The 12,151-nt window shown below is 69.6% G+C and carries 16 protein-coding genes; 10 read left to right on the top strand and 6 right to left on the bottom strand.

What is annotated here, in order from left to right; genetic code table 11:
- Positions 1–90: 90 nt before the first annotated feature.
- Positions 91–390: a MerR family transcriptional regulator gene (locus E6A21_RS15300; protein ID WP_138445022.1), complete on the bottom strand. Its 300-nt coding sequence runs from the start codon at positions 388–390 to the stop codon at positions 91–93.
- A 140-nt stretch (positions 391–530) separates the two neighbouring features.
- Between E6A21_RS15300 and E6A21_RS15295 the strand changes: the two genes are divergently transcribed.
- The 3 genes from E6A21_RS15295 (at position 531) to E6A21_RS15285 (ending at position 1,801) form a co-directional block, all read left to right on the top strand.
- On the top strand, positions 531–953 hold the full coding sequence (locus E6A21_RS15295; protein ID WP_138445021.1) for an Hsp20/alpha crystallin family protein: 423 nt from the start codon (positions 531–533) through the stop codon (positions 951–953).
- 70 nt (positions 954–1,023) lie between these two features.
- On the top strand, positions 1,024–1,365 hold the full coding sequence (locus E6A21_RS15290; protein ID WP_138445020.1) for a DnaJ domain-containing protein: 342 nt from the start codon (positions 1,024–1,026) through the stop codon (positions 1,363–1,365).
- 34 nt (positions 1,366–1,399) lie between these two features.
- Positions 1,400–1,801 carry a hypothetical protein gene (locus tag E6A21_RS15285; RefSeq protein WP_138445019.1) on the top strand — a complete coding sequence of 134 codons (402 nt, stop codon included), beginning with the start codon at positions 1,400–1,402 and terminating at the stop codon, positions 1,799–1,801.
- 151 nt (positions 1,802–1,952) lie between these two features.
- On the opposite strand, the gene E6A21_RS15280 is transcribed toward E6A21_RS15285, so the two are convergent.
- On the bottom strand, positions 1,953–3,056 hold the full coding sequence (locus E6A21_RS15280; RefSeq protein ID WP_138445018.1) for a GTP pyrophosphokinase: 1,104 nt from the start codon (positions 3,054–3,056) through the stop codon (positions 1,953–1,955).
- 55 nt (positions 3,057–3,111) lie between these two features.
- Between E6A21_RS15280 and E6A21_RS15275 the strand changes: the two genes are divergently transcribed.
- The 4 genes from E6A21_RS15275 to E6A21_RS15260 are packed head-to-tail and all read left to right on the top strand — an operon-like array spanning position 3,112 to position 6,277.
- The gene (locus tag E6A21_RS15275; RefSeq protein ID WP_171041434.1) at positions 3,112–3,936 is read left to right on the top strand and encodes an alpha/beta hydrolase family protein; all 825 of its coding nucleotides are present in this window, start codon (positions 3,112–3,114) and stop codon (positions 3,934–3,936) included.
- Between the two features lie 5 nt (positions 3,937–3,941).
- The gene (locus tag E6A21_RS15270; RefSeq protein ID WP_138445017.1) at positions 3,942–4,880 is read left to right on the top strand and encodes a carbohydrate kinase family protein; all 939 of its coding nucleotides are present in this window, start codon (positions 3,942–3,944) and stop codon (positions 4,878–4,880) included.
- A 27-nt stretch (positions 4,881–4,907) separates the two neighbouring features.
- A complete protein-coding gene (locus E6A21_RS15265; protein WP_138445016.1) occupies positions 4,908–5,468 on the top strand; it encodes a YbhB/YbcL family Raf kinase inhibitor-like protein in 561 nt (186 codons plus the stop codon).
- Positions 5,465–6,277, top strand: a complete 813-nt coding sequence (locus tag E6A21_RS15260; protein ID WP_138445015.1) for an HAD family hydrolase — start codon at positions 5,465–5,467, stop codon at positions 6,275–6,277. The genes E6A21_RS15265 and E6A21_RS15260 overlap by 4 nt, the downstream gene beginning before the upstream one ends.
- Positions 6,278–6,282: 5 nt before the next feature.
- On the opposite strand, the gene E6A21_RS15255 is transcribed toward E6A21_RS15260, so the two are convergent.
- Both E6A21_RS15255 and E6A21_RS15250 read right to left on the bottom strand, forming a co-directional pair.
- Positions 6,283–6,510 carry a hypothetical protein gene (locus E6A21_RS15255; protein ID WP_138445014.1) on the bottom strand — a complete coding sequence of 76 codons (228 nt, stop codon included), beginning with the start codon at positions 6,508–6,510 and terminating at the stop codon, positions 6,283–6,285.
- Positions 6,511–6,698: 188 nt separating this feature from the next.
- Positions 6,699–6,848: a lmo0937 family membrane protein gene (locus E6A21_RS15250; RefSeq protein ID WP_197061919.1), complete on the bottom strand. Its 150-nt coding sequence runs from the start codon at positions 6,846–6,848 to the stop codon at positions 6,699–6,701.
- A gap of 155 nt (positions 6,849–7,003) precedes the next feature.
- On the opposite strand from E6A21_RS15250, the gene E6A21_RS15245 reads away from it, so the two are divergent.
- On the top strand, positions 7,004–7,921 hold the full coding sequence (locus E6A21_RS15245; protein ID WP_138445013.1) for a S1C family serine protease: 918 nt from the start codon (positions 7,004–7,006) through the stop codon (positions 7,919–7,921).
- Between the two features lie 11 nt (positions 7,922–7,932).
- On the opposite strand, the gene E6A21_RS15240 is transcribed toward E6A21_RS15245, so the two are convergent.
- Positions 7,933–8,739, bottom strand: a complete 807-nt coding sequence (locus E6A21_RS15240; protein WP_246036563.1) for a PhzF family phenazine biosynthesis protein — start codon at positions 8,737–8,739, stop codon at positions 7,933–7,935.
- Between the two features lie 23 nt (positions 8,740–8,762).
- The gene (locus E6A21_RS15235; protein ID WP_138445012.1) at positions 8,763–9,281 is read right to left on the bottom strand and encodes an NUDIX domain-containing protein; all 519 of its coding nucleotides are present in this window, start codon (positions 9,279–9,281) and stop codon (positions 8,763–8,765) included.
- A gap of 53 nt (positions 9,282–9,334) precedes the next feature.
- On the opposite strand from E6A21_RS15235, the gene E6A21_RS15230 reads away from it, so the two are divergent.
- Together E6A21_RS15230 and E6A21_RS15225 are read left to right on the top strand one after the other, a co-directional pair.
- Entirely contained in the window at positions 9,335–10,102 is a 768-nt protein-coding gene (locus E6A21_RS15230; RefSeq protein ID WP_246036561.1) for a glycerophosphodiester phosphodiesterase family protein, read from the top strand.
- A gap of 203 nt (positions 10,103–10,305) precedes the next feature.
- Positions 10,306–11,964 carry an alkaline phosphatase family protein gene (locus E6A21_RS15225; protein WP_138445010.1) on the top strand — a complete coding sequence of 553 codons (1,659 nt, stop codon included), beginning with the start codon at positions 10,306–10,308 and terminating at the stop codon, positions 11,962–11,964.
- The last annotated feature ends 187 nt before the right edge of the window (positions 11,965–12,151 follow it).

Raw genomic sequence — 12,151 nt, 5'->3', positions numbered from 1 at the left:
GGGTTCGCTCGGTGGCTACCCTGCCAGCCCAGCACACAAACAGCCGACGCGGAAGGGCGCAGGCAGGCCACGGCGCAGGCAGGCCACGGCTCAGCCGCCCGCGGCCGAGCGTGCCTTCGCGAGCTGGGCCCGTAGTCTCGCATTCTCCGCCTCGAGGGTGAGGACGAGCTTGACCCCCTCGATGTTGAGGCCGGCTTCGAGGAGCTCGCTGATGCGCTCGAGCCGCTGCATGTCGTCCTCGCTGTAGCGGCGCGTGCCGCCCTCGGTGCGCGACGGGGCAATGAGGCCCTTGCGCTCGTAGAGCCGGAGGCTCGAAAGGCCCAGGCCGGAGAGTTCGGCGGCCACCGAGATGGCGTAGACCCCGTCTGAGGGATGACGCTTCGGTGACACTCTCAGCTCCTCTCCGGTGAAGTGCCTCTTGCATTGATCTGCACGGTTGGATCTATTATATCTATGTCTCGGAAGACAGATTAGGTGTCGACCAGATGACAACCATTTGACCCTATATCGAACCCTTGGAGGTGGCAACGATGCTGATGCGTACCGACCCGTTCCGCGAACTCGACCGCCTGACCGAGCAGGTCTTCGGTAGCGCGTCGCGCCCAACGGCCATGCCGCTCGAGGCGTGGCGAGCCGACGGAGAGTTCGTGGTGGAGTTCGACCTTCCCGGCGTGGATCCAAACTCGATCGACGTCGATGTCGAACGCAACGTCCTGACCGTGCGGGCCCAGAGAGGGTCGCACCGGCCCGAGGATGCCGAGGTTGTCGCCGCGGAGCGACCGTCCGGCGTGTTCGGCCGGGAGCTCATCCTCGGGGACTCCCTCGACACCGCCAACGTCACGGCCAACTATGAGGATGGCGTGCTGACGCTGCGCATCCCGATCGCGGAGCAGGCGAAGCCGCGCAAGATCAATGTCGGCACATCGAAGTCAAAGCGAGAGATAGCGGCCTGAGTCCAGGCTCCGGCAGGGCTGCGTTCTGCCCTGCCGGAGCGCCCGCCGGGCCGCGCGGGTGGTGGGTCCGATGCCCCATACGGACTTCTACGAGGTGCTGGGCGTCGACCGTTCGGCGAGCCAGCAGGAGATACGGCGGGCCTATCGCCGCCTCGTGAGGGAGCTGCATCCGGATTCGCCAGAGGCAGGAAGCGCCAGCGCGGATCGGCTCGGGGCGGTCTTCGAGGCGTACGCAGTCCTCGGGCATCCGCATCGACGCGCCGCCTACGACCAGGCCTTGCGGCGTGCCGAGGCCGCATTCAGCCTGTGGGCGGGGATGCCGGAGCCGCGAAGCAGCGCATGGCCCCCTCGTTCCGTCTTCGACGAACCGGACCCGGACCTCTTGAGGATCCTGTTCCGGTGGTTCCCCTGAAAGTCCTGGTGGTTCTCCTGAAAGGAGGAGATCAGTGAGCCAGACGGCGGGCGGCTGGCGCCGTTACGACCACGCACTGTTCCCGGTGTTCCATGAGAGATTCGAGGAGAGATGGGGTGAAGGGACGGCTCCGTTCCTCGACCCGAGCGTCTACGACGAGGAGCAGCCCCGGCCCCGCGCCCAGTGGATCAACGTGGACACAGGCGCCGCCGTCGCCGTCGTCCCCGTTTGGGAAGACGACTCCTCGGCGCGTTCGTTCGCCGTCTTCTACCTGCCGCCCCAGGGGGGAATCTGGGTGCTGAGGCCCCCCGGCCTGTCAACCTACGTTGAGGCCGCCACCGTCAACGGCGGGTCGAACGATCCGGCGATCGCTCTGCGCAACGACTCCTTCCGCAAGGCAGTGGCCCATGCGGAGGAGTTCATCTTCGGCACGTAGGCCTGCGGCGCTCGGGGCCACGCCGTGCGCGAGCCCCGGCCGTACGCAAGCCCCGCCTGCAGCGGACCCCGCCTTTCGGACATCGCCCGCCGCCGAAGCGGGAGGCGAAGTCCGAAACGCGGGGCGTGCGGGCAGGCGCCGAGCACGCTCGTCAGTTCAGCCGGTACCGCTCGATCTGCTTGAGGCGGCGCTGGAGGCTGTCCCGGCGCGGATGGACCGGCGATTCGGCGGGTTCGGCCGTGAGGTCGATGTGGTCGCGCCCGAATCGCCAGAGCAGGAGGTCGTCGAGGAGCCGGTCGGGGCCGGGAGAGTAGCGGTGGTCCAGCGCCTTTCGGACCTCCGTGATGCGTTCGGCGTCGAGCAGCTCGACGAGCTGCCAGGTCTGCGTGAAGCCGTGCGCGGCGACGAGTTCCGCGGCCCAGCCCCAGTCGTCGTCGACCTTGCGGTCCACGTGGGGCAGGAGCGTCTGCCAGACGTCCCGGATCCGGTCCGGGGTGAGCGGCTCGCCGCCCTGCCCGGCCTCGTTCCAGAAGCTGCGGACCTTCTCGTAGCGCTCGTGCAGCTCCGCGAACTCCTTCTCCACGACTTCGAGCATCGCCGCCGTCGCCGTGAACTGCCGGTCGAACTGCGGGCTCCAGGCGCGCGGATCGCTGCTCTTGAACCGGATGTCATGCTCGATCTCGCTCCACGCGTGGGCGAAGATCGTGCGGATCTGACACTCGAAGAAGTAGCTCCCGTTCGCGGGGAGCTCCGGGTTGAACACCGCCTGATAGGCCTTGACCGCGTCGTTCTGCAGTGTGCGCAGGATCAGGTGGCGGCTCGAGTAGCCGTAGGTTCCGGACTCGATCGACCCGATCGCCTTCTCCCGGTCGCCTCGGCAGTCGAAGATGTCGCGCTGCCGCTTGATCAGGTTCGCCGCGATCGCGTTGTCGTGCGGAAGCCGCGTGATGACTCGCACGCCCACCATGTCGTTGAGGGTGCGGAACGGGTCGGGGAACTTGAGGGTGGGGGTGCCCCCGGGCTCGGCGGGCGGGTCGAGGCGGGAGATCTTCTCCTTGAACGACTCGACGGTCTTGGTCCGGCCGGTGATGAACAGCGGATCGGCTTCGTCGCTCTTGTTGAACATGTCCCGCAGGATGTGCAGGACGTGGTACGTGACCGCCTTGAGCGCGGGGCGGACCCGGGCGTAGGTCTCGACGGACGCGTCGACGAGCGCGCGCTGCCCCGCGTCCAGGCGGTCATAGTTGGTGGCCATGCCTTCACGGTAGCAATCGGCCCCGACACCGGACGTCCAGCCATAGGGTGATGACGTGCCGACACGCGAAATCCACCCATACGGCCCCCACCGAGACCAATGGGGGGAGCTCTTCCTGCCGGACGACGCCGGGTCCGGGGCGCCCGTGCGCGGCACCGTCGTCGTGATCCACGGCGGCTACTGGCGCGACAGGTGGACAGCCGAGCTCGGCGTGCCCGCGGCGCTCGACCTGGCCCTGCAGGGCTGGGCGGTGTGGAACCTCGAATACCGCAGGGCCGGAAGTGCAGGAAGAACGGGCGACGGCGGCTGGCCGGCGACGTTCCGCGACGTCTCCATGGGCATCGACCACCTCGCCAACCTCGGCGCGAACCGCGTCGGGGACCCCGAACCGGACGCGGACAAAATCCTGGACCTGGACCGCGTCGTTGCGCTCGGCCACTCCGCTGGCGGACATCTCGCCGTGTGGGCCGCGGGCCGCGCCGCGGAGGCCGCCAGAAGGGGAGGCGGCGCCCCAGCCGTGCGGCTGGCCGGCGTCGTGAGCCAGGCCGGGGTCCTGGACCTCTCGGCCGCCCATCGGCTCCGCCTGAGCGACGACGCCGCAGCGAACCTCATGGGTGGCCCCGAGTCCGCACTTCCCGAGGCATATGCGCTCGCCGACCCGATGCGCCGCCTGCCCACGGGCGTGCCGGTGCTCGCGGTCCACTCACGCGAGGACGCCGCCGTCCCGTTCGAGCTCTCGGAGGCGTACGTCGCCGCGGCCCTTCGGGCGGGGGATCCCGCCGAGCTGCACGAGACGGCCGGCGACCATTTTGCGCCCATCACGCCCGGGGCGGAGGCCTACGAAACGTGCCGCGACCTCCTCGCCAGACTGCTACCGTAGGCCCCATGCTCACTGTCATTGGGGAGGGCCTCGTCGACGTCGTCCACAAGCCGACGGGCATGGAGGCGCACCCCGGCGGCAGTCCGCTCAACGTTGCAGTCGGGCTCGCCCGCCTCGACCACCCCGTGCAGTTCCTCGGCCGCTACGGCGACGATGCCAACGGACGCCTCCTCACCCAGCATCTCAAGGCTGCGGGAGTCCTCTTGCCCCTTCCGCCGGACGGCACGCCGACGTCGGTCGCGATCGCGGAGCTCGACCACAGGGGCGCCGCGACCTACACGTTCGACCTCGACTGGCACCTCCCCGACCTGCGGGACCGCCTCTCGGACATCCTCGGTGCCACGACGCTCCTGCATACCGGTTCCATCGCGACGGTGCTCGAGCCGGGCGCAGCCCAGGTGCTCTCCGCCGTCGAACGGGCGCGCCCGCGCGCGACCATCGGCTTCGACCCGAACTGCCGCCCCACCATCACGACCGACCGTGAAGCAGTCCGTCCGCTCGTCGAGCGGTTCGTGGCGCTCGCGGACGTCGTGAAGGCCTCGGACGAGGACCTCGAGTGGCTGTACCCGGGGACGGATCCCCTCGAGTCGGCCCGCCGCTGGAAGTCGCTCGGCGCGCCGGAGGGGCCGTCGATCGTCGTCGTGACCCGCGGCGGCGACGGACCCTGGGGCATCTGCGGCGCCGGCGAGGCCGAGGTCCCCGCCGCGAAGGTCCGCGTCGCGGACACCGTCGGTGCCGGCGATTCGTTCATGTCCGCGCTCCTCAGCGGCATCGTCGACCGCGAGCTCGACGGGGCCCAGCGCCGGCCGGAGCTTCGCCGGACAGACGTCGAAGAGCTGCGCCGCATCCTCGACTTCGCGGCCCGCGCGGCCGCGGTCACCGTCTCCCGCCCGGGCGCCAACCCGCCCACCCGGGCCGAAGTGAGGGACGTCCTCCCGCTGTAGGCGGGCCAACCGAGCAAAGGAGTGTTCATGGCCAAGCACAATCCGTACGACGACCTGCCCCAGGTCGAGCCGTTCACCGTGACGTCGGAGGACATCACGGACGGCGGCACGCTGGCCCCCAACCAGGTGAGCGGCGTGTTCCAGGTGCCGGGCGGCAAGGACCTCTCGCCCCAGCTGACCTGGTCCGGGGCGCCCGAGGGCACCAAGAGCTACTGCGTCACGGTGTACGACCCCGACGCCCCCACTGCGAGCGGCTTCTGGCACTGGGCCGTCGCGAACATCCCCGCAACCGTCGACGAGCTGCCCGAGGGCGCGGGCGGCAGTGCGGACGGGATGGGCCCTTCCGACTCGGACGCGAGCCTTCCCGAGGGCGCGCTCGAGCTGAAGAACGACGCCGGGTACGCGGGCTTCGTCGGCGCGGCCCCGCCGAAGGGCCACGGCCCCCACCGCTACATCGTGACGGTGCACGCGGTCGACGTCGACCGGCTCGACATCGGCCCGGATGCGACGCCGGCCTTCCTCGGCTTCAACCTGTTCTTCCACACGCTCGGCCGGGCGCAGCTCACCGGCTACTTCGAGGTCCAGTGAGGCTTGTCGCAAGCGACATCGACGGCACGATCCTGAGCCGCGATGGGCGTATCTCCGGGCGGACCATCCGAGCTCTGCAGTCGTGCGAGGCGGCGGGCGTCGCGGTCGTCTTCGTAACCGGCCGACCGGCCCGCTGGCTCACCCCGCTCAGCGAGCAGCTCCGCCATACGGGGACGGTCATCTGCTCGAACGGTGCGCTCGTCTACGACCTCTCGACGATGTCCGTGGTCTCGTCGCAGGGCATCGCACGCCACACGATGCTCGAGGCGCGGGACATCATCCGCGGGCTGTTCCCCGAGACGACGTTCGCCGCCGAGACCGCCCACGAGTTCGTCATGGAGACGGGATTCGCGGAGCCTCGGCACCGCCACCTCCTGGGGGAGGTGCGCCACGGCGAGCTCGAGGACCTCGTGTCCGGGGACGAGGTGGTGAAGTTCATGGCGAAGATCGAAGATATGTCCGCCGAGGACTATTTCCGGGCCGTGGCCCCCCACGTCGGGCACCTTGTGTCCATCACGCACTCCGCGCTCGACCTCACGATGCTCGAGATGGCGCCGCTCGGCGTCAACAAGGCCGTCACGCTCGCCGAGTACGCGCATGCACTCGGGGTTCCGGCGGAGGACGTCGTCGCCTTCGGGGACATGCCGAACGACGTCGAGATGCTCACCTGGGCGGGCGAGGGCTACGCGATGGCCTCAGGCCACCCACGCGCCCTCGCCGCCACAGAGCTGCACGCCCCGGGCATCGAGGACGACGGCGTTGCGCAGGTCCTCGAGCGCAAGCTTGCGGGCCTGCGCAAGGCGGGGTAGGGGCCCTACTTCCTGAGCTCCCGGGTCCGGTGGGCACCTTGGTCGCCCACCGCCGGCTGGGTCGTGACGACCGTGTGCTCGACTTCGTCGTAGCGGTGCTCGCCCGCCCGGGTCGCCGCCCAGACGATGAAGAAGCCGACAGCCACGAAAAGCACCATGTGGATCCCGACGCCGATATTCACGATGACGCCGAGGAGCCAGATGACAAAAAGGACCAGCGCGATCCAGATCAAGGTGCTACCTCCTGTACGGGATTGCCTGCAAGCACATTCTGCACGCCCCGGAAGTCCCGGGCCATGGTGGAGAAGGAACCCCAGACACGCCGACGCCGAGGCGCCGCGTCCGGATCGGCCGAATGGCGATCCGCGCGCAGCACCTCGGCGAGGCGTCTGATAGGGCCGGGGCAGTCAGCGTGTTGCTGCTAGACCGCCCTCCGGCCGCGCACCAGATGGACGATGAGTGCAATCACTGCGAGAACGATCAGGATGTGCACCCATCCACCCAGGGTCGGCAGGGCGATGAAGCCCAAGAGCCAGAGGACGAACAGGATAATGGCGATCCACAGCAGCACGGTGGCCTCCTCAGTTCGGTTAGTGGATACGTGTTGGACTGATACCCGTATCGGCATGGTTCAAACTTCGATCTGTGTTTGACGACCCACATTGGTTGGGTTCGCCTGCGGCGATCAACGGAATCGGCGCCGGCGCCTTGCGCGTTTTCCCATGTATGAGCGATGACGAAGTCCTTGACGCCTACTCCGAGGTCGTGACGGGCGTCGCCCGGCACCTGACGCCACGGGTCGCCTCCGTGCGTACTGTGCGTGGCGCGGGCTCGGCCGTCGTGATGAGCGCGGAGGGCCACTTGGTCACGAACGCCCACGTCGTCGGGCGCCTTTCGGAGGGTGAGGTCGCGTTTGCCGACGGTTCGTCCGGACGCTTCTACGTGGTGGGCCGGGACCCCCTCTCCGATCTGGCGGTCCTGCGCACCGCTGTCCCGGTGCCCGAGCCGCCCGAGTTCGGCAACGCGGACCGGCTCCTCGTCGGTTCACTCGTGGTCGCCGTGGGAAGTCCGCTCGGCCTCGAAGGCAGCGTGACGGCTGGCGTCGTGAGCGCGCTCGGCCGCTCGATGCCGGCGCAGGGGCGGACTGCATCCCGCCTCATCGAAGACGTCATCCAGACCGACGCCGCCCTCAACCCGGGCAACTCCGGGGGCGCGCTCGCGGACTCGAAGGGCCGCGTCGTCGGGATCAATACGGCTGTGGCCGGAATCGGGCTCGGGCTCGCGGTTCCCATCAACGCGACCACGCGCCGGATCCTCCGCGCGCTGCGGGAGGACGGACGGGTGCGGCGCGCCTATCTCGGCCTCGTGAGCGTCCCGACCCCCCTGGACGACCGTTGGGTGGCACGCACGGGGCGGAAGCGCGCCCTCCGGGTCGCCGAGGTCGTCACGGGGAGCCCAGCGGCGCTGAGCGGCATCCGGCCCGGCGACCTGCTGCTCGCCATCAACGGCTCGCCGCTCGCGGACGCCCAGTCCCTCCAACGGCACATGTTCGAGGACGCAATCGGGCAGCGCACGGAGATCACCGTCCTCCGCGGCGAGGCGATGGTCGACGTCGTGGCGGAGCCGGCCGAGCTGGTCGAGTAGCCCCGGGGGACCTACAGCTCGACGCTCCCGCGGATCCCGACGACGGTGTCGCCCCCGATCCAGACGTCCTCACCGTCCGACGTAACGTGGACCCGCCCGCCGCGGCCGAGGACCGTGCCTTGCTGCACCGTGTACGACGACGGTGCTCGCCCGCTCCCGATGAGCCACTGTGCGAGGCCGGCGTTGAGGCTCCCGGTCACGGGGTCCTCTGGGACGGCGAGGTCCGGGCAGAACGCCCGGACCTCGAAGGCCGCCTCCGAGCCGTCCGCATACGGGCCGATCACGCCGACCTTGTAGCTGCCCATCGACGGGAAGTCGGGCCGCAGACCGAGGACGGTTTCCGCATCGCGCAGGAGCACGGCTACCCACCCCGGCCCGTTGTCCACCCACGCCGCGTCCACGACGTCGTCCGCCGCAAGCCCGAGCGAGCCCGCGACCACGGCGACTTCTTCTTGGTCAACGGGACCGGAGCGCTGGAGCGGCGGAGCGGCGAAGGCCAGGCGCCCGCCGTCGTCCCTGAGGTCCACGAGCCCCACCCCGCACTCCTGGACCAGCTGTCCGCCCTCCTTGGGGACCCCGCCGGCCTCGAGCCACGCCCGGGCAGAGCCGAGTGTGGGGTGGCCCGCGAAGGGCAGCTCCCCGCCGGGAGTGAAGATCCGGAGGCGGTAGTCGGCGCCGGCCTGGGTCGGCGGGAGGAGGAAGGTGGTCTCGGAGAGGTTGGTCCAGCGGGCGAACGCTGCCATCGACTCGTCGGAGACTCCCACGGCGTCGTGCACGACCGCGACCGGGTTGCCCCCGAGGAATTCGTCCGTGAACACGTCGACCTAGCTGAACGGGAGAGTCATACGAGTTCTACCCCGTCCTCGAGCTCGAGGGTGCGGCCCTCGACCAGCCCGGTGAGGGCCGCACCGACGTGGACTGAGCCGTGGTCGCCGAAGTACTCCACGAATTCCGCCGGCGTCACGAACTTCCACTCGGTCAGCTCCTCCTCCTGGAGGGTGATCTCTTCGCTGTCGGGCAGGCTCCCGCCGTCGTACAGGAAGACGAGCCCGTCGCCGACTGGGTCCGGGAACGCCGAATGTGCGATGAGCAGGAGCGCGCCGGGCTCGATGTCGAGCCCGAGCTCCTCGCGGCCTTCGCGACGGGCCGCCGTGCGGGGCGCCTCGCCTGGGTCGACGGTGCCGCCGGGCAGGAGCCAGCCCTCCTTGTAGTTCGGCTTCACGGCCAGGACGGACCCCTCCTCGTCACGGATCACGAGGCCAGCGGCGACTCGACGGCGGGGCAGGGTGCGGAAGTACTCCCGGCTGACCGGGCTCAGTTCCTCGGTGGGCCGTTCCTCGGTGCGGCGCAGCTTCTCCATGGATTCGAGCCTACCCGGATGCGGCTGGAAGGTGTCGGCGTACCGTGAGGCGCGTGAGCTACCTGCACCCGCCTCCCCTCGCGCTCGCCCACCGCGGTTTCTCGCTCGCGGGGCTCGAGAACACGCTGACGGCCTTCCGGGCTGCCTGGGAGCTCGGCTTCACCCACCTCGAGACGGACGTGCACGCCACAGCGGACGGCGTCCTCGTCGCCTTCCACGACGACACCCTCGACAGGGTGACGGACCGCTCGGGCCGCATCGCCGCCCTCACCTGGGCGGAGGTTTCGCGTGCCCGGATCGGTGGCACCGAGAGGGTCGTGCGCTTCGAGGAGCTCGCCGAGGAGCTCCCGGGCGCGTGCCTCAACGTCGACGTCAAGACCTCCGCGGCGATCGCGCCGCTTGCGGCCGCGATCGAGAGGCTGGGGCTCCACGACCGGATCCTCGTCGCCTCGTTCTCCGACGCACGACGCCGCGCGGTCCTTTCGCGGCTCTCACGGCGCGTCCCGTCGTCGGCCGGCGTGCGGACGACGGCGCTGCTCGCGGCCGCTGCCCCGGCCCTCCCGCCGGGGGTGCTCCGCTGGGTGCTGCGCGACGTCGACTGCTTCCAGGTGCCCGAGCGCAGGGGGAGCCTGCCCGTCGTGACCCCGCGATTCCTCTCACGGGCCCATGCCCTCGGGCGGCAGGTCCACGTCTGGACCGTCAACGAGGCGTCCGACATGGTGCGGCTGCTGGACCTCGGCGTAGACGGGCTCGTGACGGACCGTGCGGACCTGCTCCGCGACGTCCTCGCCGCGCGAAGCGAGTGGCCGCCGGGTTCCTGATCCGATCCGCATCTTGCACCTCAGAAGGAAAAACAGCTCCAAATTCCCGGAGAATTTTCGGGGAGAAATGCAACATGCAGGGGAACTCTCCTCGAACTCTCCCTCCCGGACCGCTATAGCCGGTCCTGCGCTGGCACCATCGCTTGTGGCCCCTTCGGGCGGGCCCTACGTATGAGGCGCTGCGGGCGCCGGAACGGAGAATCATGAAGACCACCACCAAGCGCGCCGCCGCGGTCGTGCTCGGCGCGGCCATCGCCGCGACGACTGCCGCGACCGCCGCTGCCGCGTCCCCCGTCGCGTCGACGGCGCAGCGGGCCAACTCGGACAAGCACGTCCTCCTCCTCTCGGTGGACGGCCTGCACCAGTCGGATCTCGACTGGTACGTCAAGACCCACCCCGCGTCCGCGCTCGCCAGCCTCGTCGGCCACGGCACGAGCTACACGAACGCGCAGACCCCGGTCCCCTCCGACTCGTTTCCCGGGCTGGTCGCCCAGGCGACCGGCGGCAACCCGGGCACGACCGGCGTCTACTACGACGACACGTACAACCGCGCCCTCCTCCCGGCAGGCACCACGAACTGCGCGGGCGCGACCCCCGGCGCCGAGGTCGCGTACACCGAGGCGGCCGACCGCAACCCGAACGCGCTCGACGCCGGCCAGGGCCTCCCGGGCCTGCCGAACAGCATCCTCCAGATGACCGGGAACGCGAAGTCGCTCCTCAACCCGGCCGCCCTCCCGGTTGATCCGACCACGTGCAAGCCCGTGTACCCGAACCAGTACCTCAAGGTGAACACGATCTTCGAGGTCGCGAAGCAGGCCGGGCTCCACACCGCGTGGTCGGACAAGCACGTGGCCTACGACATCCTCAGCGGCCCCTCGGGCACCGGTGTGGACGACCTCTTCGCGCCGGAGATCAACTCGGACGCCTCGATCGCCGGCTACTCGGGCGACTGGACCTCGGACAACGCGGCCACCCAGCAGTACGACACGTACAAGGTCCAGGCCGTCCTCAACGAGATCGCGGGCAAGGACCACTCCGGGGCGCAGAACACGGGCGAGCCCGGCATCTTCGGCATGAACTTCCAGACCGTCTCCACGGCCCAGAAGCTCCCGACCTCCGACGGCCTCGCGGGCGGATACCTCACCGACGGCGTGACCCCGGGCCCGCTCCTGACGCGAGCCCTCGACTACATCAACACCGAGGTCGGCCAGATGACCGCGGCGATCGCGAAGACCCCGGACGCCAAGAAGACGACCGTGATCCTCTCCGCGAAGCACGGCCAGTCGCCCACCGATCCGGCCGCGCTCAAGCGGGTTCCCGACGGAGCCATCACCGACGGCCTCAACGCCGCTTGGCAGGCGGCCGGCCACACCGGCAACCTCGTCGCGATGTCGACCGACGACGACATCATGCAGCTCTGGCTGACCCAGCACACCCAGGCCGCCGCGGACTTCGCCAAGCAGTACCTGCTCACCCACTCGGCCGCGGGCAACAACATCAGCGGATCGCCGCTGACGGTCCAGAACTCGGGCCTCGCGACCGTCTACGCCGGCTCCCAGGTCGCGGACTACTTCCACACCTCCGCGAACGATTCCCGCATCCCGGACATCTTCGGCATCGTCCAGCACGGCGTGGTCTACACGGGCGGCAAGGGCAAGATCGCGGAGCACGGTGGCGCAGACCCGCAGGACCGCCACGTTCCGATCGTGGTGTCCGAGGGCACCGGCTCGCACCACTTGACCGTGACGAGCTCGGTGGAGACCACGCAGATCGCCCCGACCATCCTGCGTGAGCTCGGCCTCAACACGAACGCGCTCAAGGCAGTGCAGATCGAGGGCACCAAGGTCCTCCCGGAAGACTGACCCTGTGGGCCGGTGCTCCGGAAGCACTGACCGCTAGGCCGGTTCCTCCAGCCCGCTTATCTTGAGTTCAGGACTTCGAAGCAACGCTTGCGATGATTTCGGGGGCATGAGCTGAGGAGTCGCATGGCGCGTAGGGAGCTGACTGCTGAGGATCGGCTGATGATCCAGGCGGGGATTGGAAAGCGGA

Origin of the sequence: Sinomonas susongensis, assembly GCF_005877005.1 — a bacterium.
Classification (GTDB): Bacteria; Actinomycetota; Actinomycetes; order Actinomycetales; family Micrococcaceae; genus Sinomonas; species Sinomonas susongensis.
Note: the sequence above shows the minus strand (reverse complement) of the source record. Positions and strands in the feature narration are given on the sequence as shown.